Annotated in this window: 31 protein-coding genes and 1 riboswitch; of the genes, 11 read left to right on the forward strand and 20 right to left on the reverse strand. The window is 70.1% G+C overall.

The window, feature by feature from the left end; all coding sequences use genetic code 11:
* The first annotated feature begins 184 nt into the window (after nucleotides 1–184).
* Nucleotides 185–1,900 (forward strand): substrate-binding and VWA domain-containing protein, encoded by a 1,716-nt coding sequence (locus tag OWR29_RS42065; protein WP_267569206.1) that lies wholly within the window; start codon nucleotides 185–187, stop codon nucleotides 1,898–1,900.
* 63 nt (nucleotides 1,901–1,963) lie between these two features.
* Here the strand turns inward: OWR29_RS42065 and OWR29_RS42070 are convergent, their stop codons facing one another.
* Nucleotides 1,964–3,091 (reverse strand): PP2C family protein-serine/threonine phosphatase, encoded by a 1,128-nt coding sequence (locus OWR29_RS42070; protein ID WP_267569207.1) that lies wholly within the window; start codon nucleotides 3,089–3,091, stop codon nucleotides 1,964–1,966.
* Nucleotides 3,092–3,141: 50 nt separating this feature from the next.
* Here OWR29_RS42070 and OWR29_RS42075 point away from each other — a divergent pair, with 50 nt between their 5' ends.
* Nucleotides 3,142–3,624, forward strand: a complete 483-nt coding sequence (locus OWR29_RS42075; protein WP_267569208.1) for a MarR family winged helix-turn-helix transcriptional regulator — start codon at nucleotides 3,142–3,144, stop codon at nucleotides 3,622–3,624.
* Here OWR29_RS42075 and OWR29_RS42080 read toward each other — a convergent pair.
* On the reverse strand, nucleotides 3,612–4,721 hold the full coding sequence (locus OWR29_RS42080) for an ROK family protein (protein ID WP_267569355.1): 1,110 nt from the start codon (nucleotides 4,719–4,721) through the stop codon (nucleotides 3,612–3,614). The two genes, OWR29_RS42075 and OWR29_RS42080, sit on opposite strands and share 13 nt — an antisense overlap.
* Nucleotides 4,722–4,810: 89 nt before the next feature.
* On the opposite strand from OWR29_RS42080, the gene xylA reads away from it, so the two are divergent.
* Genes xylA through OWR29_RS42095 form a run of 3 tightly spaced genes read left to right on the forward strand, consistent with a single transcriptional unit; the run spans nucleotide 4,811 to nucleotide 8,894 of the window.
* Entirely contained in the window at nucleotides 4,811–5,998 is a 1,188-nt protein-coding gene (xylA, locus tag OWR29_RS42085; protein WP_267569209.1) for a xylose isomerase, read from the forward strand.
* Nucleotides 5,999–6,017: 19 nt separating this feature from the next.
* Nucleotides 6,018–7,418, forward strand: a complete 1,401-nt coding sequence (gene xylB / locus OWR29_RS42090) for a xylulokinase (RefSeq protein WP_267569210.1) — start codon at nucleotides 6,018–6,020, stop codon at nucleotides 7,416–7,418.
* 9 nt (nucleotides 7,419–7,427) lie between these two features.
* Nucleotides 7,428–8,894, forward strand: a complete 1,467-nt coding sequence (locus OWR29_RS42095) for an MFS transporter (protein WP_267569211.1) — start codon at nucleotides 7,428–7,430, stop codon at nucleotides 8,892–8,894.
* Here the strand turns inward: OWR29_RS42095 and OWR29_RS42100 are convergent.
* The 7 genes from OWR29_RS42100 to OWR29_RS42130 all read right to left on the reverse strand — a co-directional run bounded on the left by OWR29_RS42100 (nucleotide 8,802) and on the right by OWR29_RS42130 (nucleotide 13,955).
* The gene (locus tag OWR29_RS42100) at nucleotides 8,802–10,397 is read right to left on the reverse strand and encodes a glycoside hydrolase family 13 protein (protein ID WP_267569212.1); all 1,596 of its coding nucleotides are present in this window, start codon (nucleotides 10,395–10,397) and stop codon (nucleotides 8,802–8,804) included. The two genes, OWR29_RS42095 and OWR29_RS42100, sit on opposite strands and share 93 nt — an antisense overlap.
* A 10-nt stretch (nucleotides 10,398–10,407) precedes the next feature.
* Nucleotides 10,408–11,124: an HD domain-containing protein gene (locus OWR29_RS42105; protein ID WP_267569213.1), complete on the reverse strand. Its 717-nt coding sequence runs from the start codon at nucleotides 11,122–11,124 to the stop codon at nucleotides 10,408–10,410.
* A gap of 20 nt (nucleotides 11,125–11,144) precedes the next feature.
* On the reverse strand, nucleotides 11,145–12,020 hold the full coding sequence (locus tag OWR29_RS42110; RefSeq protein ID WP_267569214.1) for an MHYT domain-containing protein: 876 nt from the start codon (nucleotides 12,018–12,020) through the stop codon (nucleotides 11,145–11,147).
* 172 nt (nucleotides 12,021–12,192) lie between these two features.
* Nucleotides 12,193–12,336, reverse strand: coding sequence for a GPGG-motif small membrane protein (locus OWR29_RS42115; RefSeq protein ID WP_267569215.1), 144 nt, complete (start codon nucleotides 12,334–12,336; stop codon nucleotides 12,193–12,195).
* Between the two features lie 39 nt (nucleotides 12,337–12,375).
* Nucleotides 12,376–13,122, reverse strand: coding sequence for a metallophosphoesterase family protein (locus OWR29_RS42120; protein ID WP_267569216.1), 747 nt, complete (start codon nucleotides 13,120–13,122; stop codon nucleotides 12,376–12,378).
* Nucleotides 13,119–13,367 carry a BON domain-containing protein gene (locus tag OWR29_RS42125; protein WP_267569217.1) on the reverse strand — a complete coding sequence of 83 codons (249 nt, stop codon included), beginning with the start codon at nucleotides 13,365–13,367 and terminating at the stop codon, nucleotides 13,119–13,121. Before OWR29_RS42125 ends, OWR29_RS42120 begins: the two co-directional genes overlap by 4 nt.
* 12 nt (nucleotides 13,368–13,379) lie before the next feature.
* Nucleotides 13,380–13,955, reverse strand: a complete 576-nt coding sequence (locus OWR29_RS42130; RefSeq protein WP_267569218.1) for a nucleotidyltransferase — start codon at nucleotides 13,953–13,955, stop codon at nucleotides 13,380–13,382.
* A gap of 282 nt (nucleotides 13,956–14,237) precedes the next feature.
* Here OWR29_RS42130 and OWR29_RS42135 point away from each other — a divergent pair, with 282 nt between their 5' ends.
* The gene (locus OWR29_RS42135; RefSeq protein ID WP_267569219.1) at nucleotides 14,238–14,945 is read left to right on the forward strand and encodes a dTMP kinase; all 708 of its coding nucleotides are present in this window, start codon (nucleotides 14,238–14,240) and stop codon (nucleotides 14,943–14,945) included.
* A 32-nt stretch (nucleotides 14,946–14,977) separates the two neighbouring features.
* Here OWR29_RS42135 and OWR29_RS42140 read toward each other — a convergent pair whose 3' ends face one another.
* The gene (locus OWR29_RS42140) at nucleotides 14,978–15,667 is read right to left on the reverse strand and encodes an SDR family NAD(P)-dependent oxidoreductase (protein ID WP_267569220.1); all 690 of its coding nucleotides are present in this window, start codon (nucleotides 15,665–15,667) and stop codon (nucleotides 14,978–14,980) included.
* Nucleotides 15,668–16,237: 570 nt separating this feature from the next.
* On the opposite strand from OWR29_RS42140, the gene OWR29_RS42145 reads away from it, so the two are divergent.
* The gene (locus OWR29_RS42145; RefSeq protein WP_267569221.1) at nucleotides 16,238–17,242 is read left to right on the forward strand and encodes a sigma-70 family RNA polymerase sigma factor; all 1,005 of its coding nucleotides are present in this window, start codon (nucleotides 16,238–16,240) and stop codon (nucleotides 17,240–17,242) included.
* An 80-nt stretch (nucleotides 17,243–17,322) separates the two neighbouring features.
* Here the strand turns inward: OWR29_RS42145 and OWR29_RS42150 are convergent, their stop codons facing one another.
* The 3 genes from OWR29_RS42150 to OWR29_RS42160 form a co-directional block, all read right to left on the reverse strand.
* On the reverse strand, nucleotides 17,323–18,282 hold the full coding sequence (locus tag OWR29_RS42150; protein WP_267569222.1) for a C40 family peptidase: 960 nt from the start codon (nucleotides 18,280–18,282) through the stop codon (nucleotides 17,323–17,325).
* Nucleotides 18,283–18,294: 12 nt separating this feature from the next.
* Nucleotides 18,295–18,441, reverse strand: a riboswitch (cyclic di-AMP (ydaO/yuaA leader).
* 168 nt (nucleotides 18,442–18,609) lie between these two features.
* Nucleotides 18,610–18,930 carry a DUF3817 domain-containing protein gene (locus OWR29_RS42155; RefSeq protein ID WP_267569223.1) on the reverse strand — a complete coding sequence of 107 codons (321 nt, stop codon included), beginning with the start codon at nucleotides 18,928–18,930 and terminating at the stop codon, nucleotides 18,610–18,612.
* A 12-nt stretch (nucleotides 18,931–18,942) separates the two neighbouring features.
* On the reverse strand, nucleotides 18,943–19,356 hold the full coding sequence (locus tag OWR29_RS42160; RefSeq protein ID WP_267569224.1) for a hypothetical protein: 414 nt from the start codon (nucleotides 19,354–19,356) through the stop codon (nucleotides 18,943–18,945).
* Between the two features lie 110 nt (nucleotides 19,357–19,466).
* Between OWR29_RS42160 and OWR29_RS42165 the strand changes: the two genes are divergently transcribed.
* Complete coding sequence (locus OWR29_RS42165) at nucleotides 19,467–19,709, forward strand: DUF6158 family protein (protein WP_267569225.1); 243 nt, start codon at nucleotides 19,467–19,469, stop codon at nucleotides 19,707–19,709.
* A gap of 9 nt (nucleotides 19,710–19,718) precedes the next feature.
* Nucleotides 19,719–20,243 carry a DUF1360 domain-containing protein gene (locus OWR29_RS42170; RefSeq protein WP_267569226.1) on the forward strand — a complete coding sequence of 175 codons (525 nt, stop codon included), beginning with the start codon at nucleotides 19,719–19,721 and terminating at the stop codon, nucleotides 20,241–20,243.
* A gap of 174 nt (nucleotides 20,244–20,417) precedes the next feature.
* On the opposite strand, the gene OWR29_RS42175 is transcribed toward OWR29_RS42170, so the two are convergent.
* Nucleotides 20,418–20,573, reverse strand: a complete 156-nt coding sequence (locus OWR29_RS42175; protein ID WP_267569227.1) for a hypothetical protein — start codon at nucleotides 20,571–20,573, stop codon at nucleotides 20,418–20,420.
* Between the two features lie 15 nt (nucleotides 20,574–20,588).
* Entirely contained in the window at nucleotides 20,589–20,789 is a 201-nt protein-coding gene (locus OWR29_RS42180; protein ID WP_267569228.1) for a hypothetical protein, read from the reverse strand.
* Between the two features lie 288 nt (nucleotides 20,790–21,077).
* Here OWR29_RS42180 and OWR29_RS42185 point away from each other — a divergent pair, with 288 nt between their 5' ends.
* Both OWR29_RS42185 and OWR29_RS42190 read left to right on the forward strand, forming a co-directional pair.
* Nucleotides 21,078–21,281, forward strand: coding sequence for a hypothetical protein (locus tag OWR29_RS42185; RefSeq protein WP_267569229.1), 204 nt, complete (start codon nucleotides 21,078–21,080; stop codon nucleotides 21,279–21,281).
* A 126-nt stretch (nucleotides 21,282–21,407) separates the two neighbouring features.
* Nucleotides 21,408–22,106 carry a GAF and ANTAR domain-containing protein gene (locus OWR29_RS42190; RefSeq protein WP_267569230.1) on the forward strand — a complete coding sequence of 233 codons (699 nt, stop codon included), beginning with the start codon at nucleotides 21,408–21,410 and terminating at the stop codon, nucleotides 22,104–22,106.
* 22 nt (nucleotides 22,107–22,128) lie between these two features.
* Here OWR29_RS42190 and OWR29_RS42195 read toward each other — a convergent pair whose 3' ends face one another.
* The 5 genes from OWR29_RS42195 to OWR29_RS42215 form a co-directional block, all read right to left on the reverse strand.
* Nucleotides 22,129–22,443, reverse strand: a complete 315-nt coding sequence (locus OWR29_RS42195) for an antibiotic biosynthesis monooxygenase family protein (protein ID WP_267569231.1) — start codon at nucleotides 22,441–22,443, stop codon at nucleotides 22,129–22,131.
* Between the two features lie 84 nt (nucleotides 22,444–22,527).
* Entirely contained in the window at nucleotides 22,528–24,255 is a 1,728-nt protein-coding gene (locus OWR29_RS42200; protein WP_267569232.1) for an MDR family MFS transporter, read from the reverse strand.
* Nucleotides 24,252–24,722: a MarR family winged helix-turn-helix transcriptional regulator gene (locus OWR29_RS42205; RefSeq protein WP_267569233.1), complete on the reverse strand. Its 471-nt coding sequence runs from the start codon at nucleotides 24,720–24,722 to the stop codon at nucleotides 24,252–24,254. Before OWR29_RS42205 ends, OWR29_RS42200 begins: the two co-directional genes overlap by 4 nt.
* 68 nt (nucleotides 24,723–24,790) lie before the next feature.
* Complete coding sequence (locus OWR29_RS42210; protein ID WP_267569234.1) at nucleotides 24,791–25,393, reverse strand: class I SAM-dependent methyltransferase; 603 nt, start codon at nucleotides 25,391–25,393, stop codon at nucleotides 24,791–24,793.
* 36 nt (nucleotides 25,394–25,429) lie between these two features.
* Nucleotides 25,430–25,921 (reverse strand): AfsR/SARP family transcriptional regulator, encoded by a 492-nt coding sequence (locus tag OWR29_RS42215; protein ID WP_267569235.1) that lies wholly within the window; start codon nucleotides 25,919–25,921, stop codon nucleotides 25,430–25,432.
* Nucleotides 25,922–25,974: the final 53 nt, after the last annotated feature.

The raw sequence follows: 25,974 nt of genomic DNA on the forward strand, positions 1-25,974 counted from the left end.
AGTCGCCACTGATCGAGATGGCATCACTACGGTTGGTCACGCAAGATGCCAAGTATGCCAATCCGAGTAATTTTCGGCCGAACGTATATGGCATTCAGGTACGCAGGTGCGCAGTATGGAGCGCGTGTCTGGCCGCCATCGTAGAAACTTCAATCTCAGGGGAGCGGGCGTCGTCGGAGCTGCGATGGCGCTCGTCGTCGTCATGGGTGGGTCCTATTACGGATACCAGCAGCTCGCCGACGACGGTTGCACCGGTTCCATCCGGTTGACCGTCGCCGCGACCGGCGAGGTCGCCCCTGCCATAGACCAGGTCGCGCAACGGTGGGTGCAGGAGGGCGCGAACGTCGACGGCACCTGTGTCGCCGTCAGCGTGTCCGACGTCAACTCCTCCACCATGGCCGCCGCCGTCGCCGGCGAGCACCAGGTGACCCTGGCCGGGCTGGGCAAGGCGCCCGAGTCGGTCAAGGTGCCGGACGTCTGGGTCGCCGACTCCTCGGCCTGGCTGCTGCGCCTGAAGTCCGAGGCGCCCGGCTTCGTGCCGTCGGACAACAAGCCGATCGCGCAGAGCCCGGTCGTGCTGGCCATGCCCAAGCCGGTCGCCGAGCAGATGGGCTGGCCCAACAAGAAGATGAGCTGGGCCCAGCTGCTCAAGCTCATGCAGACCAGCACCACCCTGCAGCCCGGCATCGCCAACCCGACGCTCGACTCGGTCGGTCTGGCCGGCCTGCTGGCGATCGGCCAGGCGGCCGGCGCCGGCGAGAAGGCGCAGGCGGCAAAGGTCACGGCGATGAACGCCCTCGCCGGCAGCGCGTCCGCCCTGCGCGACGACCTGCTCGAGCGGTTCCCGCGCTCGAACGACCCCAACGACATCGGCAACAGCCTCAGCGCGGCGCCGGTCTCCGAGGCGAACGTGGTCGCCTACAACGCGGCCAAGCCGCCGGTGCCGCTGGTCGCGCTCTACCTCGAGCCGAACCCGATGCCGCTCGACTACCCGTACGCGGTCATGCCCGAGGTCGACCTGCAGAAGCAGAAGGCCGCGGCCGGTCTGCGCACGCAGCTGGCCAGCGCCACGTTCAAGAACGCGCTGGGCGCGGCCGGCCTGCGCTCGCCCGACGGCTCGTTCGGCGCCGGCTTCGCCCGTCCGCTGGGCGCCCCCGACGCCTCGCCGCCCGCCAGCAACACCGTCGGCGGCGGCTCGGGTGACAACGGCGGCACCGCCGCGGCCGGTCTCGACGCCAGCGCGCTGAGCCAGGTCATCGGCAGCTGGAACGCCATCACCCAGCCCGGCCGGGTGCTCGCGGTCTTCGACGTCTCGGGCTCGATGAACACCAAGGTCCCCACGGCCGACAACCAGAGCCGCGCGGCGGTGACCCGCAAGGCGGCCGCGGCCGGCCTGGCCATGTTCGGCGAGAAATGGGCGGTCGGCGTGTGGCTGTTCTCCACCGAGATGGTGGGCAAGCGGCCGTGGAAGCAGATCGTGCCGATCAGCCCGCTCACCACGAGCCGCCCCGTCCTGCAGGAGTCGATCAGCCAGATCGTGCCCAAGGAGGACGGCAACACCGGCCTCTACGACACGGTGCTCGACGCGTACAAAGAGGTGAAGCGGACCTGGCAGCCCGGCCGGGTCAACTCCGTCATCCTCTTCACCGACGGCAAGAACGAGAACGACGACGGCATCAAGCTCCCGAAGCTGCTCAGTGAGCTGAAGCGGCTGAACGACGCCAAGAAGCCGGTCCGTCTGGTCATCATCGGCATCGGCGACCAGGTCAGCGAGACCGAGCTGCAGACGATCGTGAAGGCGACCCCCGCGGGCGGCGTCTTCGTCACCAAGGACCCGGCCAAGATGAGCGCCATCTTCGTCGAGGCGATCGGCCGGCGCACCGGCGCCAGCAGCGGCTGACCCCACGCGTACGAGAACAGGCCGTCACCCTTCGCGGGTGGCGGCCTTTTTCCTGGCCTCAGGTCACATGCCGTGGTAGTCCAGGCAGACCACGACGGCGTCGTCCTCGAGGTCGGCGTCGCCCACGAACGTCCGCAGGTCGCCGAGCAGCGATCGCACGGCCTGCAGCGGCGCCAGGGAACGCGTACGGCGGACGAAGCGGGCCAGAGCCACATCGCCGTACCGTCCGGTCGTCGTGACCGCCGCGTAGACACCGTCGCTGGCCAGCATCAGCCGGTCGCCGGGCTCGAGGCGGAAGCTCTGCACCTGGTAGTCCGTCTCGTCGAACATGCCGAGCGGGAAATCCTTGTCCAGCTTCTGCTCGCGCACCTCACCCCCGCGCAGCAGCAACAGCCTTGGCGAGCCGGCGTCCACCACCAGCACCTCGCCCGTGGTCAGGTCGAGCTCGAGCAGCAGGGCCGACACGTGCGCGGCGCCCCGGTGCTCGGCGTAGATCGCCTGGTCGGCCAGGGCTGCCTGGTCGGCCAGCGGGATGCCGGCCCGGCGGGCGTTGCGCAGCGCGAAGGTGGCCAGCGAGGTGAGCAGCGCCGCCGACACGCCCTCGCCCATGCCGTTGAGCACGCTCAGAGAGAGGCGGCCGTCCTGGTCGGCCCAGTCGAAGCTGTCGCCGCGGACCGCGTACGACGGCTCGAGCTGCCCGGCCAGGCCGAACGCGGGCCGCACGCGGCTGCGCGCCGGAAGCAGACCCCACTGCATCTCGGCGGCCAGCGTGAGCCGGCGCATGCGAGCCGCGGCCTGGTAACGGTCGGTGCCGTCCTCGGCCGCCCGCAGCTCGTGGGCCAGGGCCACGGCGACCTCGAGCAGCTCGGCCGCCACCTCGGGCTCGGCCGGGGCCGGTTCACAGGCCAGCACGCCGATTCGTTCCCCGCGGGCCGATACCGGCAGGAACGTCACGCTGTTCTCATTCACCACTGACTGGTGATCGAAGCAGCGCCACGCGGGGTCACCCGGATGAGTGCGCGGGTTGTCCCCGAAGACCGGCACGAGGGCGGCCAAACGGTAATCGACCAGGAACAACTCGGTGCGGACGAGCCCGAACTCCTTGGCCAGGGCCTCGGCCAGACGGTCCGGAACGGCGTCGGCGGCGGCATCGGTGAGAATTCGCCGGAGCACCAGTAGCCTGTCGATCAATGGCGACCTCCTCGAACAGATCCGGCCGTACGAGTAGTCTCTCCTGCACCATGGCCGTTCACCATGGGCCGGAAGGGCCGGACCCGATGCAGACCGCGGCGATCGATGACGCCGCGAAATCCTTGCTGCTCGCATGGGACGCGGCTCGCGAGCAGGTGACTCCGCGCATCTCCTCCGTCCAATTGAACGCCCTGCTCGCCGTCGAGCGGGCCGAGGGCATAAATCTGGGTGGTCTGGCCGCCGAGCTGGGCATGCTGCTCTCGTCGGCCAGCCGGCTGTGCGACCGCCTGGTCGCCTCGGGCATGGTCGAACGGGTGCCCGGCCGGGCCGACCGCCGCGAGATCGCGCTCTACCTCACCCCGGCCTCGCGCACCTTGCTGGGCGAGCTGCGCCGCATCCGGCGCCGCACGCTCTCCAGCGTGCTCGAGAAGATGTCGCCCGGCGGCCGGGCGGCACTTCTGCGCGGGCTCAGCGAGTTCGCGGTGGCGGCCGGCGAGAACGGCGACGCCGCCTCCTCGGCTCAGACTGCCTGAGGGCGGGCCAGCCAGCTCGCCGGGTCGTCGCGCACGGCGCCGATCACCACGCCGGCCGCGCCGCGCATGGCCGCGTCGGCGCCCAGCGTGGCCGGCCGCAGCGCGACCGGGGCCAGGCCGGCCGTGAGCACCCGGCGGCGCAGCTCGGCGTCGATGCCGTCGCGCAGCCGGTCGAACTCGGGCGCGTAGCCGCCGCCGAGCACGATCACGCCCAGGTCGAGCAGGTTGACCACAGCCGACAGCGCGATGCCGAGCGCCGACGCGGCCAGCTCGGGGTCGGCCGCGACCGCCTCCTGGCCGGCGTACTGCTCCAGGCAGCCGTCGGCGCCGCAGCGGCAGGGCCGGCCGTCGGGATAGACGGTGACGTGCCCGATCTCGCCGCTCCAGCCCCGGCCGCCGCGGTAGAGCTCGCCGTCGAGCACGATGCCGGCGCCGATGCCGATCTCGCCCGAGACGTACAGGAAGGTGGGCGTGCCGTCGCCCGCGCCCAGCTCGCCCAGGGCGGCCAGGTTGGCCTCGTTGTCGACGGTGAGCGGCAGGTCGAGGCCGAGCAGGGCCGGCACGTCGACGTCCTGCCAGCCCAGGTTGGGCGCCACCCGCACCAGGCCGCCCGGGGCGACCAGGCCCGGCACGGCCAGCGCGGCGCCGGCCAGCTCGATGCCGTCGGCGGCGGCCGCCGCACTCGCCTGGGCGGCCAGTTCACGAAGGGCGGCCAGCGCGGCCGCCGGGGGCAGCAGGCGCTGGTCGGCCCGGGTCACGAACCGGTGGCGGACCTCGCCGGTCAGGTCGGCCACGCAGGCGCCCAGGTAGTCGACGTTGATCTCGAGCCCGAGGCCGCCCGGGCCGTCGGGGGTGAGAGCCAGGCCGGCGGCGGGGCGGCCGGCGCCCGTACGCGGGGCCGGGTCGAGCTCGGTGAGCAGGCTGCCCGCGATGAGGTCGTCGACCAGCGCCGACACGGTGGCCCGGGTGAGCCCGGTGGCGGCCGAGATGGCCGCCCGGGATGGGCGATCTGCGCTGTTCGCCACTGTCTGCAACACGAGCGCGAGATTGTGGGCTCGCACGCTCGATTGCCGGACGGGGCTGCGGGAAGCATTCATCAAGCGGCCGCTCACGCCCTTGACATTGCCACACGGCCGCCAAATAATTCAACCAATAAACAAATCCGAGCTGTTACGTGGAGGTAACCGTGCCGGTCCAACCCACTCGTGAAGACAAGTTCTCCTTCGGCCTGTGGACCATCGGGTGGCAGGCCGTCGACGCGTTCGGCTCCGCCACGCGTCCGCCGCTCGACCCGATCGAGGCCGTGCACAAGCTGGCCGAGCTCGGCGCCTACGGCCTGACCTTCCACGACGACGACCTGGTGCCCTTCGGCTCCGACGCGCAGACCCGCGACGGCATCCTCGCCGGCTTCAAGAAGGCGCTGGAAGAGACCGGCATCGTCGTCCCCATGGTCACCACCAACACGTTCAGCCACCCGGTGTTCAAGGACGGCGCGTTCACCAGCAACGACCGCTCGGTACGCCGGTACGCGCTGCGCAAGGTGCTGCGTCAGGTCGACCTGGCCGCCGAGCTGGGCGCCGAGACGTTCGTGCTCTGGGGCGGCCGCGAGGGCGCCGAGTACGACGCGGCCAAGGACATCAACGCCGCGCTCGACCGCTACCGCGAGGGCCTGAACCTGGTCGCGCAGTACTCCGAGGACAAGGGCTACGGCCTGCGCTTCGCCATCGAGCCCAAGCCGAACGAGCCCCGCGGCGACATCCTGCTGCCGACCCTCGGCCACGCCATCGCCTTCACGTACGAGCTCGAGCGCCCCGAGCTGTTCGGCATCAACCCCGAGGTCGGGCACGAGCAGATGTCCAACCTCAACTTCACCCAGGGCATCGCTCAGGCCCTGTGGCAGAAGAAGCTGTTCCACATCGACCTCAACGGTCAGCACAGCGTGAAGTTCGACCAGGACCTGGTGTTCGGCCACGGCGACCTGCTCAACGCGTTCTCGCTGGTCGACCTGCTCGAGAACGGCCCGATCGGCGGCGGCCCCAAGTACGACGGCCCGCGTCACTTCGACTACAAGCCCTCCCGCACCGAGAACATCGACGGCGTGTGGGAGTCGGCCAAGGCCAACATGCGCATGTACCTGCTGCTCAAGGAGCGCGCCCAGGAGTTCCGGGCCGACCCCGCCGTGCAGGAGGCGCTGCGCGCCAGCAAGGTGCTCGACCTGGAGACCCCGACCCTCAACCCGGGCGAGACCTACCAGGACCTGCTCAACGACAAGAGCGCGTGGGAGGACTTCGATGTCGACGCGGCCGGTGCCCAGGGCTACGGTTTCGTGAAGCTCCACCAGCTGATGATCGACCACGTTCTGCGCGCCAACTGACCTCCGTATAAGGAACGACATGACGCTAGTAGCCGGGATCGACAGCTCCACCCAGTCCTGCAAGGTGGTCATCCGCGACGCGGAGACCGGTGAACTGGTCCGGCAGGGCCGCGCCGCGCATCCGGACGGCACCGAGGTGCACCCGGACGCCTGGTGGGCCGCGCTGCAACAGGCGATCGACGAGGCCGGTGGCCTCGACGACGTGGCCGCCGCCTCGGTGGCCGGCCAGCAGCACGGCATGGTGGTGCTCGACGAGAACGGCGAAGTGGTCCGCCCGGCGCTGCTGTGGAACGACACCCGCAGCGCCGGCGCGGCCGCCGACCTCATTCAGGAGCTCGGCGGCGGCGACAAGTGGGCCGACGCGGTCGGCATCGTGCCGGTCGCCAGCTTCACGCTGACGAAGCTGCGCTGGCTCGCCCGCAACGAGCCGCAGAACGCGGCTCGAGTAGCGGCGGTCTGCCTCCCGCACGACTGGCTGACCTGGAAGCTGTCCGGGTCGACCGACATCAGCACGATCAAGACCGACCGCAGCGACGCCAGCGGCACGCTCTACTGGTCGGCCAAGACCAACGAGTACCGCCCCGACCTGCTCGAGCTGGGCTTCGGCCGGGTCATCGGAGTCCCCGAGGTCCTCGGCCCCACCGGCGTGGCGGGTCAGCTGCGCAACGGCGCCCCGCTCGGGCCCGGCGCGGGCGACAACGCCTCCGCCGCGTTCGGCACCGGCGCCGGCACGGGCGACGTGATCGTCTCGATCGGCACGTCCGGCACCGTCTTCGTCTCGTCCGACGTCTCGCCCAACGACCCGACCGGCACGGTGGCCGGGTTCGCCGACACCACCGGCCGGTTCCTGCCGATCGTGGTGACGCTCAACGCGGCCCGGGTCCTCGACGCGGCGGGCAAGCTGCTCGGCGTGGGTCACGAGGAGCTGTCCCGGCTCGCCCTCAGTGCGCCGGCCGGCGCCGACGGGCTCGTCCTCATCCCGTACCTCGAAGGCGAGCGCACGCCGAACCGCCCCGACGCCACCGGCGCCATCCACGGCCTGACGCTCAAGACGTCCGACCCGGCCCACCTGGCCCGGGCCGCCGTCGAGGGCATGCTGTGCGCGCTGGCCGACGGGCTGGACGCGCTGGTCGCCAACGGCGCCACAGCCAACCGCATCGTGCTGGTCGGCGGCGGCGCCCGCAGCGAGGCGGTCCGCCGCATCGCCCCCGAGCTGTTCGGCCTGCCCGTGCTGGTGCCCCCGCCCGGCGAGTACGTGGCCGACGGCGCCGCCCGCCAGGCCGCCTGGGTGGCCACCGGCAGCGCTGAGCCCCCGGTCTGGTCGGCCGCGGCCCCCGAGACGTACGAGGCCAAGAGCGCACCCATCATCAGGGAGCAGTACGCGGCAGCTCAGAACGCGGTCATCGACCGCCCCCGCTAACCTTTCGGGGTGAGAAGGGGAGGCTCGGCCCACCGCGCGTACAGCGTCGTGGTGTTCGTGGTCCTCGCCTCGCTCGACAACGTGGCGATCGGGCTGGTGCCGCCGCTCTACGGCAGCATCGGCGACGCGTTCGGGGTCGGCGAGGGCCACATCGCGCTCGCCACCACGATCATGTTCCTGATCAGCGCGGTGGCGGCGATCGGTTTCGCGTACGCCGGCGACCGCACCGACCGCAAGCCGGTGCTCATCGCCGGCACGCTCATCTGGATCGCCGGCACCGCCTGGTCCGGCCTCTCCGGCAGCTATCCCAGCTTCCTGATCAGCCAGGTCGTCGCCGCGTTCGGCCTCGGCGCCGTCGCGTCGGTGAGCTTCGCCGTGGTCAGCGACCTGATCTCACCCAAGCGCCGCGGCCTGGTGATGAGCTTCTGGGGCCTTTCGCAGGGCGTCGGCACGCTGGCCGGCACCCTGGCCGGCGGTCTGCTCGGGCACGCCAACTGGCGCGAGCCGTTCCTGGTGACCGCGGTGGCCGGCGGCGTGGCCACGGTGGCCTACCTGTTCACCTACAACGTGCCCCGCGGCGACAGCCAGCCCGAACTGGCCGGGGTCGAGTACGACGAGCGCATCCACCACGACCACCTGCCCCGCATCCTGCGCCGGCGCACCAACGTCTGGCTCATCCTGCAGGGCGGCACGGCCCAGATCGCGCTGGGCTCGCTGGTGTGGCTGCCGGTGCTGTTCCGCGCCCGAGCCGAGGATCAGGGCTACACCGCGGGCACGGCAGTGCTGGTCGGCAGCGTCTTCGCCACCCTGTTCCAGCTGGGCGGCGCCCTCTCCATCCTCGGCGGCCTGATCGGTGACCGGCTGCAGCGCCGCACTCCGCGCGGCCGCGCCCTGGTCGCCTCCGTCGGTGTGCTGGCGGCCGTGCCGTTCTACATCGTGCTGTTCTTCGTGCCCATGCGCATCGACGTGCCCGACGGGGCCGGCACCGGCACGATCATCGGCGCCGTCCTGACCGACGTCTTCACCGAGCCCACGGTCGGCATCTGCCTGCTCTTCGCGGTGTTCGCGCTGATGCTCACGTCGGCCAACTCGCCCAACTGGTTCGCCCTGATCGCCGACGTCAACCCGCCCGAGCACCGCGGCACCGTCTACAGCCTGGGCAACCTGGTCAACGGCTTCGGCCGGGCCGGCGGCAACATCATGGTCGCGGCGGCCTTCCGCGGGCTGGCCGGGGCCTTCCCGCCGCCGCTCAACTACGCGGTCGGCCTGGCCGCCTTCCAGCTCTTCTGGGTGCCCACCGGGGTCATGTTCTGGCTGGCCAGCAAGACGGTCGCGCGCGACATGGAAGACACGCACGCCGCCCTGCTGGCCCGCGCGGCCGAACTAGACCAGAGCCCACACGGTGACGTCGGTGGGAACCCGCCCGTCGTCGTCGAGGGGCTCGCTGCTCAGCAGGAGCCGGGCGCCGGCCGGTAGCTCGACCGGTTCGGCGCCGAAGTTCGTCAGCACCAGCACGTCGCCGTTGCGGAAGGCGAACTCGCCGTCCTGCCACGTCACCGAGCCGCTGCCCAGGTGGTGCTCGCGCCGCAGGCCCAGGGCGGAGTGGTAGAGCTCCCAGGTCGAGCCCGGGATGCCCTGCTGCCGGTCGAGCGCGTACTCGGCCCAGGTGGCCGGCTGCGGCAGCCAGGACGCGTCGGCCGGGCCGAAGCCGTACGAGGGCGCGTCGGCCTCCCACGGCAGGGGCACCCGGCAGCCGTCCCGCCCGCGCTCCGCGTGCCCCGAGCGCTCCCAGGCCGGGTCCTCGCGGAACTCGTCCGGCATCGTCGTGTGCTCGGGCAGCCCCAGTTCCTCGCCCTGGTACAGATAGGCCGAGCCGGGCAGCCCGAGCATCAGCAGCGTGGCCGCCCGGGCCCGGCGCAGGCCCAGCGCGGCGTCGGGTTGCGGATCACCGGCCCCGATCCCGGGCATGCGAGGCGTACCGGCCGGGAAGCCGAGCCGCGACGCGTGCCGGACCACGTCGTGGTTCGACAGCACCCAGGTGGTGGTCGCGCCCACCGCGTCGTTGGCCCGCAGCGACTCGTCGATGACGGCCCGCAGCTCGGCCGGCTTCCATGGCGCGTCGAGGTACGGGAAGTTGAACGCCTGGTGCATCTCGTCGGGGCGCACGTAGCGGGCCAGCCGGTCGGCCGGGGCCACCCACGCCTCGGCGACCAGGATCCGGCCGCCCTCGTACTCGTCGAGCACCCGCCGCCACGACTGGTAGATCTCGTGCACGCCCTCCTGGTCCCACATGGGTGGCGGCGGGCCGGCCGGGTCGAGACCGCCCAGGATCGTGCTGGTGGTCGTCCAGTCCTTCAGACCCGCCTCTTTGACCATGCCGTGCGCCACGTCGACGCGGAAGCCGTCGACCCCGCGGTCGAGCCAGAAGCGCAGGATGTCGAGGAACTCGGCCCGCACCTCGGGGTTGTCCCAGTTGAGGTCGGGCTGGCTCACGTCGAACAGGTGCAGGTACCACTGCCCGTCGGGCGTCTGCTCCCACGCGCTGCCGCCGAAGACGCTGGTCCACGAATTCGCCGGAGCATCGCGGAAGATGTAGCGCTCCCGCTCGGGGCTGCCCGGCCCGGCGGCCAGCGCCGCCCGGAACCACTCGTGCTCGTTCGAGGTGTGGTTGGGCACCAGGTCGACGATGACCTTGAGGCCCAGGCCGTGCGCCTCGGCGATCAGCTTGTCGGCGTCGCCGAGCTCGCCGAAGCGCGGGTCGACCCCGCGGTAGTCGGCCACGTCGTACCCGGCGTCGTGCTGCGGCGAGGGATAGAACGGGGAGAGCCACACGGCGTCGATGCCGAGCTCCTTGAGGTGGTGCAGGCGCCCGGTGATGCCGGGCAGGTCGCCCATCCCGTCGCCGTCGCTGTCGGCGAACGAGCGGGGATAGACCTGGTAGATGACGGCGTCGCGCCACCAAGCGTCGGTGTGGAGCATGGCCCCTACGCTATCCGTCGAGGATGCAGGCGAAACGCTCCTCGGCCAGGTCGAGCTGGTCGAGGATGTGGTCCTTGGCGGCGATCGACAGCGGCGTGTCCGGGCGGCCGACGAGCTCGCGCAGCTTCGGCACGAGCGGGCGGTACTTGCGGGCGGCCGAGACCGCCTTCTCCGGGGTGGTGTGGACGACGCCCACGCCGTTGTCGGTGAAGTCCGAGACCTTGATCACCCGGGCCCACGGGTCGCGCTCGAGGCTGGCCGCCACATGCGCGCGGTACTGCTCGTGGCGGTCGCGCTCGGGGTCGTACTCGGGATTGGTGACCGAGCGGACCAGCTCGGCCACCCGCGGACCGAAGCGGGACGCCAGTTCGGCGATCGCCGCCTCGGTCAGCTCGGTGTAGGTGCCCTGTGTGGTGCCGGCCAGCTCGTCCGGATGGTCCTCGACCGCGTCGTGCAGCAGGGCCGCGGTGAGCACGTCGACATCCCGTACGCCGTAGTACTTGATGATCCGGATGGCCACCCGCAGCAGGTGGTTCAGGTACGGCTCGCGCACCCGGCGGTCGCCCGCGTGCAGCCGGGCCGCCAGGTCGAGCGCCTCGATCAACTGCTTGCGCTCGGCCTCGGGGAACGTCTCGAGCTCGAGCAGCAGCCGCTCGCGCAGACCCGCCTCGCCGTACACCTCGGTGATCGCGTGCAACGGCATCGACAGAAGCATGCGGGGCGCCATGCCGAGAACGTACCGGAGCGTCAGCCGTTGGTGGGTGAGCGCACGGGAACCGGGCGGGGCGAGGGTCGCCGGGCGGCCGTGGCCATCGTCGCCTGCTTGAGCGACCACGGGTTCCCGGCCTCGGCGTGCACGCCCCGCTTGGGGGTGCCGGCGCCGTCGGTGAACTCCTCCTCGGTCATGGCCTGCAGCGCGCTCAGGGCCACACCGATGATCGTCGCCGCCGTGATCAGGGTGATCGGCAGGATCAGGGTGAGCGGCCGGAAGCCGGCCACGTGGTGCGTCGTGTTCTGGTCGAGGCGCACCGACAGGGCGGCCATGCCGGTGTAGTGCATGCCGCACACCGCGATCGCCATGATGACGGCGGCCCCGCTGATCGGCGCCCAGCCGCGCACCGAGACGGTGAACCACAGCGCGACGGTCGACGCCACCACCGCGATGATGACCGAAGCCGCCACGAGCGCCATGTCGTACCGGATATCGCCCGACACGTGCATGCCGAGCATGCCGGTGTAGTGCATGGCGAGCACGCCGCCGCCGGTGAGCCCGCCCGCGACGAGTGTCTTGGGAACGCTGCGCCGGCCGTGCCCGACCATGAGCAGCCCGAAGCCGACCGCGATGACCGCGAAGGCCAGGCTGGCCAGCGTCATCGGGACGTCGAAGCGGACCGGGCTGGCCGGCACCTCGAAGCCGAGCATCGCGGCGAAATGCATGAGCCAGATGGCGCCGCCGCCGATGGCGAACGCGGCGATCAGCAGCCACCGGTTGCGCCGCCCCTTGGTGCGGGCGTCGCGGGCCCGGGCCGTGCTGAGCAACCCGAAGAACGAGCCCAGAAAGGCGAGCAGGAAGGCGGCGATCGGATTGAACGCGCCGTACGTGAAGTGATGGACCTCGGCCACCGGCACACCTCGCGGAGTATCGAAGAATTTCCGCGAGTGATTCAGTCACTTCACGTCACCTGTTCGTCGCACCGCGGGTGCGGCAACGCGGACAAAAAGTACCGGGCCACCCGTTAGGGGTGACCCGGTAATCGGACGTGGGGGATGGAGTTGTGGAGAGCCTCGTAACCGATCAGGTGAAGATGCTGACGCCGCCGGGGCCGACCAGCAGGCCGACGACGATCAGCACGATGCCCCAGAGCAGCTGCCGCCGGAAGAGCGCGAGAATACCGGCGACCACCAGGATGACGGCGATGATCCAAAGAAGTAGGTCCATGCAGATCGGATACCCGGACCCGCAAAATCGGAAACCTGCCTACCGGGCGCCGACGAGTGTGGTATCCACCTCTTCGGACAACAGCTGGTAGACGTTGTACGCCTGCTTGATCACCGGGTGCGCGACGTTGCGCACGGGCACCCCGCCCGGCGTCCGCCCGCGCTCCGAACCGGCGTGCGCGTGGCCGTGCAGGGCCAGCGCCGCCCCGGCCGCGTCGATCGAGCGGCCCAGCTGGTAACAGCCCAGGAAGGCGTAGATCTCGAGCGGCTCGCCGACCAGCGTCTCGGGCACCGGGGCGTAGTGCGTGAGCGCCACCAGGGCGTCGCACTCCACCGACTTGAGCGCCCGTTCCAGGTCCTCGGCGTACCGCTCGGCGGTGCCCACGAAGTCCTTCATCTCGCGCTCGCCGAAGTTGCTGGCGCAGGCCCCGGCGAACCCGCCGCCGAACCCCTTGGTGCCGGCCACGCCCAGCCGGTGCCCGTTGAGCTCAAGCACGGTGGCCGAACCCTCCAGCACGGTGATCCCGGCGTCCTCGATCACCTTGGTGACGTCGTCCTGCTGATCGCTCTGGTGGTCGTGGTTGCCCAGCACCACCACGACCGGCACGCCCAGCCCGCCGAACTCGGTCGCGAAGCACTTGGCCTCGTCGACGGTGCCGTGCCGGGTCAGGTCGCCCGCGATCAGCAGGGTGTCGGCCCGGTCGGGCAGCTCCTCCAGGGCGGGCCGGTAGCGGCCCACCACGTCCTTGTCCACGTGGACGTCGCCCACGGCGGCGATCCGGATCATGAAATCTCCTCCACCTCGCTGGGCGCCTGGGCCCGGGTGATCCCGATGTCACAAGTGATCTCGAGCTCCGGGAAGTGCGACGAGATCTGCCGGCAGATCTCGTCGCGGCGCTGCGCGCTCTCCACCTCGCCGCCCAGCACGATCAGATGATCGCGGCGCTGCACGGTGATGCCCTGCTCGGCTATCCGGTCGTGCTCGGTGAGCAGCCGCTGGATCTCGGCCTCGAGATCGGTGTCGTTCGTCATCCCAACCCCCTTCTAGTTCTTGGCCAGCTCCGGCTCGGCCGGCACGACGTCCAGCCGGTCCAGAAGGATGAGGAAGGCTTCCGCGTACGGTGACTTGCTGGTCTCGCGGCGCACCCGGGCCCAGTCGATCTGCTCGCGCAGCGAACGCGCCACGGGCAGGCCGGTCGCGAAGTCGCAGTAGTGCTGGCTGTAGCTGAGCAGCTTGTGCACCATCAGCTGGGTCGCCGAGAGCACCGGCATGTAGATCGCCTCGACCGAGATCTGCTCGGTGTCGGCCAGCGTCTCCATCGTCACCGGCGTCTCCACCGGCCGATAGATCAGGTCGACCATGCGGTCCTCGTCGTACACCTTGACCAGCCAGTCCTCGGGCGGCGTCTCGGTGCGGAAGCCCACCTTGGCCAGCTCGGCCAGCGCCTGGTCGCGGTCCTGCTCGCGCAGCAGGAAATCCACGTCGTGGTCGCTGGAATGCCCGCCGTGCGCGTAGACCGCGAAGCTCCCGCCGAGCGCGAACGGTATGCCCGCGGACTTCAGAGTCGAGGCGACCTTCTTGAGCGTGGTTGCCAGGCCCTCGTCCACGCGATGCGGCATGACGATCCCCCTGTCGACGGTTATATGTGTCGGATACGACTACCCGTGACGCCTGTCATTGAATCGCCGCCGCACGAGCCTCCGGGCAAAACCCCTTTCAAACGCCATTTTGGTACGTGGCGAGCCCCTACGCCGGAGAATCCGGTGCCCCCACCCGACAACCACACGCCTTACCAAAGGCCGGGGCTCAGCCACCCACCCACCACTCGAACGCCGCCCACCCGCGCGGGCGCGACATTCGCCGGAAACCAGGCGTGCGCTCGCCGGTTACCGTTGGTTGGTATGACCCTTCGCACGATCGCGCTCGTGGGCATGGACGGCTCGGGCAAGACCACGCAGGCCCACCGGCTGGCCGATGAGCTGAGCGCCTCGGGTCTGCGCGTCGCCTACCGCCGCAACGCCGGCGGCCGGCACTGGTTCGGCCAACTGGCCGTTCGCCTGGGCAAACGCGACGCGGAAGACCTGCTGGGCCGCCGCGGCACTCTGTTCGTCGAGTCGGTGCTGCGCTGGCTGGCGATCCTGCGCACCCTGCTGCGCCGCCGCTTCACCGGCGGCACCGTGGTGATGGACCGCTACGCCGTCTGCCAGTACGCGAGCCTGCGAGCCCGGCACGCCGCCCCGGCCGCCGAGCGCCGCGCCCGCCTGGCCTACCACTTCTTCCCGAAGCCCGACCTCACGTTCCTGCTCGACGTCGACCCGAAGGTGGCGCACGAGCGGATCGAGGCGCGCGGCTACGACAGCGAGTCGATGGACTACCTCGAATCGGCCCGGGCCGCCTACCTGTCACTGCCCGAGTTCGCCGACTTCGTGGTGATCGACGCCAACGGCACCCCCGACGAGGTCTCGGCCGCCCTGCACGCCGAACTGCGCCGCCGCGCCGACCTGCCCGAACCCGTGCGCAGCGCGCTGGGCCGCACCGCGATCCTGGCCGGCGCCCCGATCGTGGCCGCCCTGGCCACCGCCGGCTACCAGCTCGCCGAGGCCCTCTGACGCCCCCACCCACCAAAAGCGCCGCCGGGGTTCTAAGCCTGCCCGTACACGGGAATCTGAGCGCCGCTGGTGGGGGCGGAGGCGTCCGAGGCGAGGAACAGGATGGTCGGCGCGATCTGCTCGGGCCGCACCCAGCGCCCGAAGTCCGACCCCGGCATGGCGGCCCGGTTGGCGGGAGTGTCGATCACGCTCGGCAGCACGGTGTTGCAGCGCACGTTCTGCTTGCGGTAATCCACCGCCACGGAGTTGGCGAAGGCGATCACTGCCGCCTTCGAGGTTGAGTAGCCGACCGACCCGGGGAAGGGGGCCAACGCCGTACGGGAAGAAACGCACACGACACTGCCGCCGCCCGACTCGACCAGGCGCGGCAGCGAAGCGGCCGTGACCAGATACGTCGGCCGCAGATTGGTCAGCAGCTGCGCCTCGAAATCGCTCCACGGCGTCTCGCCCACCAGCGGCCCGCTCGCGAACCCGCCGATCAGGTTGATCACCGCCCGCAGCGGCGCCTCGGAATCGCCCGAGGCAGCCGCCACCGCCAAGGTGACATCGCTCTCATTCGACATGTCACCCTCGACCGGAATCGCGCCCTTGGGCAGCCCGTCAGCCCGCCCCGGCCGCACCGGCGCGACCACGCGCCACCCGTCAGCGACGAAGGCGGCCACCGTCGCGGCGCCCAGGCCGCCCGTTCCACCCGTGATCAGAGCCGTACGACCGTCAGACATGCCGTTCATGGTGCCTCGCACCACCCGGCAACCACTGTGTGATTCGTCACCCTGCCCAGCGGATGGCCGGTCGGCTCCGAACCGTTGTTGAAGGGGACGTCATCCGCTGGGATGTCACCCGGACGGGCTAGTGAACTGCACGGCCAAGTGCCGCATTGTGGCAGGTGGTCCCGTTCGGTACAGCACGGGATCTTTTTGATGGTGCTTTTGTTTCAACACCGTCCGGCAGCTGCCGATCCAGCACGGTGAACCTGGCGCGCCCCGGGAACGTACTGGGTGGTGACGGACGTCCCAAGGTCATTGGTGATGGGCGTCGCTGTGAGGGACAAGGGGCCGATGGTGTCATGAAGCGAGCGACGGGTATGAGTCTGTCTGCGCGACGCAGCGGTCGCGGGTGGGAATGCCGGCGCGCAGGGGCCCTGTTCAGCAACTACGCACTGGGCTCTCAGCTGTCACCCAGGCATTCGTGACACTTTCGACGCACCAGCCGGAATCAGTGCAGCCAGCCATTTGTTGTGTAGATGCCAGTAACCGCAATGTGCGAACTGCGGACGTTACGGGGAGGAACTGATGGATACAGGTATCACCCGTAGCGGGGTAAGTAGTGAAGGCAATGAGGGGACCGTGGGCAACGTGGAGAAGAACACCGTGATGCGTACCGATCAGGTCGCCGAAGAGCGTGACCTTGTCGGCGTTTACCTGCACGAGATCTCCCGGACGCCGCTGCTGGACGCCGCCAGGGAGGTCGAGCTCTCCAAGGCAATCGAGGCGGGCCTCTATGCCGAGCACCTGCTCGAGACGGGCGAGATCCGGCGCGGTGTGAGCCGGGAAGAGCTGGAGCGCCTCGTCACCGAGGGGCGCAAGGCGAAGGACCTGTTCATCCGGGCCAACCTGCGACTGGTCGTGTCGATCGCCCGGCGCTACGTGCGCTCCGGCATGCCGATGCTCGACCTCATCCAGGAGGGCAACACCGGCCTGGTCCGCGCGGTCGAGAAGTTCGACTACGAGCGCGGCTACAAGTTCTCGACCTACGCGACGTGGTGGGTGCGCCAGGCCATCAGCCGGGCCATCGCCCAGCAGGAGCGCACGGTTCGTCTCCCGGTGCACCTGGTCGAGGACGTCAACCGCATGCGCAACGTCACCCGCCAGCTCGTCCGTGAGCTCGGCAGTGACCCCGAGCCCGAGCAGATCGCGGCCGCCCTCGGCGTGACCGTCGAGCGCGTCAACGAGCTCACCCGCTGGGCGCAGGACACGGTTTCCCTCGACACCCCGGTCGGCGACGACGGCGACACCAACCTCGGCGACCTGGTCGCCGACAGCGACGCCCCCTCGCCGGAAGAGATCGTGCTGACCGCCCTCGAGCGGCAGCGCATCGAGGGTCTGCTCAACCACCTCGACGACCGGTCGGCCGGCATCATGCGGGCCCGCTACGGCCTCGAGGACGGCCGCGAGCACTCGCTCACCGAGGTGGCGTCCCGCTTCTCGCTGAGCCGTGAGCGCATCCGTCAGCTCGAGATCCAGGCGCTCGGCCGGCTGCGCGAGCTGGCCCGGGCCGAGGGCCTGCAGGCCGCCTGACCTTCCTTCCCCCCCGTTACCCACAAAAAGGCCGGTACCCGATCGGGGTACCGGCCTTCTTCGTGTTCAGGGCCTGGGCGTCAGACCCGCCCGTAGCCGTACGGCGTCATGATGTCCATCGTCCGTTTCTTGACCACCGTGCCGGAGTGCGGCGCGTCGATGATCTGCCCACCGCCCACGTACAGGGCGACGTGCCCGAGACTTCGGTAGAACACCAGGTCGCCCGGCTGCAGGTCGCCCCGGCTGATGTGGGTGACCTCGTTCCACTGTGCCTTGGTCTGGTGCGACAGCGACTTGCCGGCCTCCCGCCACGCCGCCGAGGTCAGCCCCGAGCAGTCGAAGCTGCCCGGACCGTCCGCGCCGAACAGGTAGGGCTTGCCGAGCTGGTTGTACGCGAACGTGACGGCCACGCCGGCGCTGCCGGAAATCTTCGGGATCGGGCCGTTGTACTTGCCGCCCGTCTCCTGACCCTGGCCGAAGGCCGCCTCACGCATCGCGATCAGCTTCTTGAGGTCCTTCTGGATCGACGTCTTCTGCTTGTTCAGCGCGTTCGCCTGAGCCGTCTGCTTGGCCTGGGTCTGCTTGAGGGCAGCCTGCCGGTCGGCGAAGCCCTGGGTGGCCTCGGTGAAGGTGTCGATGTCGCGCTGGTTGGACTTGGTGATCATGTCCAGGTACGCCATGCGGTCCATCATGCTGTCCTGGCCGCCGGTCAGCAGCGCCGTCATCGGCCCGACCCGGCCCTGCTTGTAGGACGTGGTGGCCAGGTTGCCGACCTGCGCGCTGGCCGCCTTGAGCTTGGCCTGGGCGGGCTTGAGGGACGCCTGGAGCTTGACCTGATCAGCCTGGGTCTTCTTCAGGTTGATCCGCATCGCGTTGTAGGCCTCGGTGACGTCCTCGAGTTTGTTCGAGGCCGTCTCGATCTGCTTCTTCAGCTCGCTGGCGGAGGGCGCCGCGTGGGCGGCTGTCCCCAGCGAGCCGGTGATCGCGACGGCGAGCGCCGCGACGACGAGGACCCGAAGCCTCGTACGGGGGTGGGGCACCGGTCAGTGGCCTTTCTTCCGCTCGGCCGCCTACCGGGTTAGCTGACGGGCTCGGGTGGGAAGAGCACCCTTCCGCTCGCGCGGATTCGCCCCGGTAACGCGGTTCCCCGGCTCTTGCGTGGCACTCGTGGCGTCACGAAGATTCGGCGGCGTTGGCCGGCGCCACGGGAGGGGGAGTGGCTGCGGACCGAACCAACCGCATTAACTTATCGATGAGATCACGAAAAGCAAGGGCTCAAAGAGTGATTTAAGACAATGGCCCGATACGCGTTAATGATCCCGATAACAGCAAGTAATTCCGCGACTGCAATGCGTCCAGCCGGACTGTCAAACGGGACTTTTCGCCAACTCGGCGGCCGGAACCCAATCGCGGCTCACCTTACGCTCGGCCCAGAACGACAGGAAGGGGATCGTGCCGCTGAGCATCACCAGAAGCATGCGGCCGAACGGCCAGTGGGCCCGGCGCGACAAGTCGAACGTGGCGACCAGATAGATCATGAAAAGGAAGCCGTGGGCCGGGCCGACCGCCGCCACGACGACCGGGTTGTCGGCCAGGTATTTCAGCGGCATGCCGACCACGACCAGCGCGAGCAGGCAGACGCCGACGATCCACGCGATGATCCGGTAGCGGGTCAGGGCACCCTGCACGTCACTTCTGTCCTATCCGGGATAGTCGCCGGGCCGGGCGCCGGGATGCGCGTTGAGCCAGGCGAGGTAGTCGTTGTAAGCGACCAGTTCGGGGTCGTCGGCGTCCGGAGCGGCACGGACGGCCACACGGACCGGCCGGCCGACGGTAACAGCCGTACCTGGGAGCTCTTTTTTTGCTTCTTCCTCTTTTGCTTCTTCCTCCGCCGGCGCCGACTGCCCCTTCCTGCGGGCCAGCTGGACCTCCCGATACCAGAGGAAGACGACGAAGGCCGCGAAAACCGGCCACTCGAACATGTAGCCCCAACTGATCGCGTTGCCCGACTGGGCGCGGCTGAACTGCCACCAGCCCAGCCCGAGGCAGCCCACGGTCAGCACGACCGCCAGGACGTGCCGGGCGATCCACGCCGGCGTCCACAGGCCCTTCATGGCCACCAAGCGTACCGGCGTGTGTTTGGCGACGGCCCGCACGGGCAACCGTCAAACGTTCCACCCACCCCTCGTCGGCTGTCCTGGCCCGAAACGACCGGAGGTGCACGATGACAGACGCCCGTGGTGACTCACCGCTGATGGAAACCGGGATCGACCCGGCCTCACTGAGCGACGAGGACCTGTTCCGCGAACTCAGCAGCCTCTACCGCACCCGGCTCGAGACGCTCCGGCACGGCCCCGACGCCGCCCTGTCGAACCACTTCAAGCGGACCGCCGAGCTCGAGACCGAATACATCACCCGCTACCCCAGCCGCGAGGTCGACCCCGACCGGCTCACCCAGGCGTTCTAGGGAGAATTTTTGACCGAGTCCCTCCGTACGCGCCTGTCGCGCGTCGGTCAGTCGTACGCCCCCCACGATCACCGCCCGCTCGGCGGCTACGTAGCCGCGATGGGCAGCTTCACCGCTCTGGCCGCGTCCCTGGCCACCGCGGCCAAGGTGACCGGTAAGCCGGCCCCTGAACGCCCTGCCACGGCCGACGTCGTGCTGTTGTCGCTGGCCACGCACAAGCTGAGCCGCCTGATCGCCAAGGACTCGGTGACCAGCCCCCTGCGGGCCCCGTTCATGCGTTACACCGAACCGGCCGGCGCGGCCGAACTCAACGAAGAGGTGCGCGACCACGACAGCACCCTCAAGCACGGCGTGGGCGAGCTGATCAGCTGCCCGTTCTGCCTGGCCGTGTGGGTGGCCGCCGGCCTGACCGGCGGGCTCGTGCTGGCCCCGCGCCTGACCCGCCTGGTGGCAACCGCCCTGACGGCCACGGCCGTCTCCGACTTCCTGCAACTCGCCTACGACGCAGCCAAGAAGGCCGCCGAGGGCGACTAGCCGTTTTCCACAGTCCCTACTTGTCCACAGCCCTTCCGCCTTGCTCGCCCTCTTTCCGAGATAATGGCTGAGGGGGCTCCCCCTGGGAGGGTGGGCTAGGTTCGGCGGACGATCATGACTGAAGGCCCGCCCGGCGATGTGCGCCGGGCGGGCCTCGTCGTTCTTGTGTGTGGGTCAGGGCGGGCCGTCACGGTCCAAGCCGGACCAGCCGTCGGGGGATTCGGGCTCGGTGTCGTCGTCGTTGTCGGCGGTGACGTCCTTGTCCACCGCGGTGGCGTCGTGTTCGCCGGCGAAGTCTTCCTGCTCGTCGGGGTCGCCGATGGGTTCCATGGCTGCGTCCTTTCGTCAGACTTCGAGCGCTCGGACGGCCTCGGCCGCCTCGTCCTGGGCGTACTCGCCTTCGGGCAGCGCGTCGATGCGGGTGAGCGCCGTTGCGGTCAGGTCCGAGGCGATGGCCCGGCGTTGCAGGTCGGCGCTGCTCAGGCGCTCCTGGCCGTCGAAGGCGTCCTCGAGGAAGGCGTCCAGCTCGCGAATCTCATCGGTCACGGGGTTCCGGCTACCCGGCCCGATGTCGGCCAAACTTTGTGGCGCCGATCACATCACCTGCCGGAATCCCGAGTGTCACCCGACCGTTGAGAACAGATGTCAGCGTGCCCAGTGTCCCCGGGCCTCACCCATTGCCTTCACGGAATACCGTTCGGCTGGAGCCGTGTTGAGCCACTCGCCGCGAGGCGACCTGCACGCCGACACCCGCGCCGCCCCCGGTTCAGCCGAGGGCGGCGCTCCTTATTTCCGCCGCGTTTCCCGGGTGGCGGCCGGGGTATTTGATCTCTTATGAGTGATGACCGGATCGGGCAGCGCGCGGCCGAGCTGCTTCCCGAGGAGCAGGCGGCCGGCAGCGCCGATCCGCGGGCCCAGGCCGAGGCGATCCTCGAGGAGTCGGACGAGCGCGAGCACGACCCGAACGCCGCGCCGGACTCTTTCCTGGAGCGCCGCCACTCTGAGCAGACCGTCGACCCCGGCGAAACCACTCGGTAGAGGCACACGACTTACGTGATTGTCGATGGCCATGACAGGATGCGCGGCGTGCCTGTCCCATATCGCCGGGTTTCCTCGCCGGATCGCGGCCCCGGTCGCCTGGTCACCCGACCCCGGCGTACGTCTGTGACCCGTCCGGCGGCGCCGGTCGGACCGCACCCCGTAGAGCTGGCCGGCCTGCTGCACGAGCTCACGGCCCGCCTGCTTTCCGCCGACACGTTCACCCAGGCGCTGGAGCGTCTGGCCGCGTTCGCGGCCGGCGCTGTGCCCGGTGCCGTCCGCGCCTCGATCGTGCTGATCGGGGAGGGCGGCCCGCTGACCCACTCCGGCCACGGCGCGCCGGGTGCGGCAGTGGACGCGATCCAGTACGCCGCAGGGACCACCGGCCCCGGCCTGGAGTCGGCCCGTACGCGGGCGATGGTGACCGCCCCGGACCTGGCCACCGACGCGCGCTGGCCCGAACTGGCCGAGGCGGCGCGGACCGAGGGCATCCACGCCGTGGCCGCCATCCCGCTCGACCTGCCCCGGGCCGAGGTGGGCGCGCTCAGCCTCTATTTCGACACGGCCGAGGCTCCCGGCGCCGACCACCTGCTGACCGCGATGGCCGTGGCCAACCAGTCCGAGATCCTGCTGGACGAACTGCGCCGCCGGGAGGCCCAGAACGCCGGCGCCGCCGTGGACCGGGCCATCGGCGTCATCATCGCCCAGCGCGGCTGCGGTGTGCAGGAGGCGTACGACATCCTCCGCGACACCGCCCAGCGCCTGGGCCTGGACCGGCACGCCGTGGCCGATCGCCTCATCGCCGTAGCCGCCCGCAACGCCTGATCGCCGGGCGGCCCGGGGACGGTCAGGCGGTGGCGGGCTTTTCGACGTGCTGGATCACCTCGAACTCGAGCAGGCTGGCGCCGGTGGCGGCGGGGCGGGCTCGTTCGCCGGCGTGGGCGGCTCGGCCGCTGCCGCTGGACCAGGCCTGGAACGCCTCCTCGGACTCCCAGCGGGTGTAGACGAAGTAGCGGGTCTCGCCGGCGACGGGGCGCAGCAGCTCGAACGCCAGGAAGCCGGGCGAGTTCTCGACGGCGCCCTTGCGGGCGGCGAAGCGGGCCTCGAGCCCGGGGCCCGCGCCCTCGGGGACGTCGATCGCGTTGATCTTCACAACAGCCATGCGCCAACGCTAACCGGCGAAGGCGGGGCTACGAGAACGGCCCGCCTGCGGTGAGTGCAGGCGGGCCGTGGTGGTTGCTCGGCGCTAATGGGACTTCGATGTGCGGTCGGGAGTGTGGATCTCTTCGTCGGTCAGCGGGCCCGCGCCGACCTCACCCGGGACGCCCATGCTGTTCTCGGCGGCCAGAGCGTCGTCGGCCCGTTGCTGCTGGGCCGAGCGCATGCTGAGCGGGATCTCGGGCAGGAAGAAGACCACGATCAGGCCGACCACCATGACCGCCAGGGCCAGCAGGAACACCACCTGGATGCCGTCGGAGAAGCCGACCTTGTACGGGTGGGTGAGGACGTCGGGCAGGCTGTTGAGCCACGACGTGTCGTCCTGCTGCCCGGCGGCCTGCTGCAACACCTGCGCCTGAGCCGGGTTGGCCGCCAGAGCCTGCTGGAACTCCGGTGTGCCCTGCGCGGTGGTGAAGGCACTGCCGATCTTGTTGGGCAGGACGTTGAACAGCACCGACAGGAAGACGGCGGTGCCGAGCGTGCCGCCCATCGAGCGGAAGAACGTCACCGAGCTGGTGGCCACGCCGATCTCGCGCGGGGACACCGCGTTCTGCACGGCGGTGATCATCGGCTGCATGTTGCCGCCCAGGCCGAGGCCCATCAGCACCATGATCAGCATGACCCGCCAGAGCGGGGTGTCGGCGCCGATCGTGGCGAACAGGGCCAGCGCGGCCACCATGAGCGTGCTGCCGATGATCGGGAAGATGCGGTAGCGGCCGGTGCGGGCGATCAGCTGACCCGAGATGATCGAGCCGGACATGATGCCGAACACGAACGGGATCATCTGCAGGCCGGCCAGCGTGGCCGAGGAGCCCTTGACGATCTGCAAGTACAGCGGGACGGTCATCAGGCCGCCGAACATGGCCATGCCCAGGATGGTGCTGGAGGTGGCGCCGACGGCGATGGTCCGGTTGCGGAACAGCCGGATCGGCAGCAGCGCCTCGTCCCCGTACGCCCGCTCGGCCAGCACGAAGGCGACCAGGCCGATCGCGCCGATGATGTAGCAGAGGAAGGCCCGGCCGGAGTCCCAGCCCCAGGCGCGGCCCTGCTCGGCGATGGTCAGCAGCGGCACCAGGCCGACGATCAGGGCGACCGCGCCGGGCCAGTCGATGCGGTGGTCGACGCGCGTGTGCGGCAGGTGCAGCACCCGGGCCACCACGACCATGGCGGCGATGCCGATCGGGACGTTCAGGTAGAAGACCCAGCGCCAGCCGTCGACCCACAGAATGTTGTCGGCGCCGGCGAAGAAGCCGCCCAGGATCGGGCCGAGCACGCTCGCCGTACCGAAAACAGCCAGGAAGTAGCCCTGGTACTTGGCGCGCTCGCGGGGCGGGACGATGTCGCCGATGATGGCCAGCGCCAGCGACATGAGGCCGCCGGCGCCGATGCCCTGGATGGCCCGGAACGCGGCCAGCTCGTACATGTTCTGCGAGAGGCCGCAGAGGAACGAGCCGACGACGAAGATGCCGATCGCGAACAGGAAGAACGGGCGCCGGCCGTAGAGGTCGGAGAGCTTGCCGTAGAGCGGCGTCGAGATCGTCGAGGTGATCAGGAACGCCGTGGTGGCCCAGGCCTGGATGTCGAAGCCGTGCAGGTCGTCGGCGATCGTGCGGGTCGCCGTGGCCATGATCGTCTGGTCCAGCGCGGCCAGGAACATGCCCATCATGAGGCCGGCCAGGATCGTCAGGATCTGGCGATGCGTGAATTCCGTCGACGCCCGCGCGGGCGCGGCGGCGGTGGAGTCGGAGTTGCTCACACGTTCTCCCGAGGTGGGGCGAGGCGGGCCTCGACCGAGCTGTTGAATTCTGAGAAGAGGCCGGCGAAGGTGGCGGCCTGGCCCGGGGGCCAGTCGCTCAGCACGTCGCGCAGCCAGGCCGAACGTGCCTCTTCGAGCCGTTCGACGGCGGCAAGGCCCGCGTCGGTGATCGCGAGCCGGGAGGCGCGGCCGTCACCGGGGTCGGCCTCGCGGCGGGCGAGACCGGCCTTGACCAGCTGGGCGACCTGCCGGCTGATCGTCGACGGGTCGGCCTGTTTGATCTCGGCGAGATCGGTGGCCCGCATCGGACCCCGATAGCGCAGCGGAAACAGGTGCATCAGCGCCGAGAACTCCGCACCCAGATCCCCGACATTGAGCATGCCCCGGGCCCGGGCCATGAGCCGGTGGAACCGCACAAGTTCGTCGGCGATCCGGGGGATCGCGTCACCGGTGTCTGATTCGCGCACGTGTCTGCCTAGAGAAGAGGGACAGGAAGATGCGTGTAGCCTACAACTACTTGGGCGGTGAAACTAACTCAGCGCATCCGCCAAACCGCTGTGACGAGCGTCTCGGTCTCCTCCAGGGCGGCCGGCACCGGCACGGGATATTCGGCTACCCGCTCGAAGAGCCGATCCGGGAAGTACCCCCGTCCGGGGTCGCCAACCAGGACGTAAGCCGAATTTCGGCGGGCCGCGCGCAGTCGCTGGGTCATCTCCGCCGCGACCGTGGGGCTGTAGAAGACGTCACCAGCTAGCAGTACGTCCGGGCGGGCGTCGGGTTGCTCACGAAGCGTGACGTTGTTGGCGGCCGCGTTGGCCTGGGCAGCAGCGACAGCGGCCGGATCGAGGTCGGTCGCGGCCACCTCCGCCGCGCCGGCCCGGGCAGCGGCGATCGCGGCCACGCCGCTTCCGGTGGCCAGGTCGTGCACCTTGAGTCCGGCCACCGTCTCCGGATGATCGAGCAGATAGCGGGCGAGGGCCTGACCGCCCGCCCAGGCGAAGGCCCAGAACGGCGGGGGCTCGTCGCTGCGGAACTCGCCGCCCGCCGCATCGAACAGGCCCGCCGACGAGTCGGCCAGGAAAAGCGAGATTTCCGGTACGAGGGGCAGGGGGCGCAGGGCTGTGGGCGGTGCGGGCACGCGTCGATTCTGCGCCGAAAGGCTCTGCCGTGTCGGCTAAGCGGCCTGGGGTGCGTCGGTGGGGCGGGTGGTGGCCAGCTTGGCGCTGTATTCGGCGCGGGCCTCGGCCGCCCAGGGCTCGTTCTCGTCCTCGAGCAGCGGGCGGGTGGCGAGGAAGGCGGCCGCGGTCAGCGGCTTGACGGCGCGCTCGGCCGGGCGGCCCTGGGCCGCGGCGACCAGCTCGTCGAAGCGGGCGACGTCGACCCGGACCCGCTCGGGGTTGAGGAACCAGCGGCCGGCCTCGCGGCGGACCACGGAGTCGCGCGGTGTCGCATCCGGCTCCAGTTTGGTGCGCAGGACCGACATGTCGCTTTCGACGCTCTTCTTCTTTTCCCCCAGCAGGCCGGCCAGCTCCGAGGTGGACATTTCGCCCCGCAGGGCGAGAAGGGCCAGGATGTGCCGGGGGTGGTCGCCGCCGAAGTCGGTTCCAGTCAGGACGACGCCCCTGGTCCGGACCTCGACCCGGCCGAAGAGCTGGATGTCGAACATATTTCGGAACTCTGCTGGCGCGGGACTCGTGGCAGCAAGCCCCAATGCGGGGG

Origin of the sequence: Paractinoplanes pyxinae, assembly GCF_026626335.1 — a bacterium.
Classification (GTDB): Bacteria; Actinomycetota; Actinomycetes; order Mycobacteriales; family Micromonosporaceae; genus Actinoplanes; species Actinoplanes pyxinae.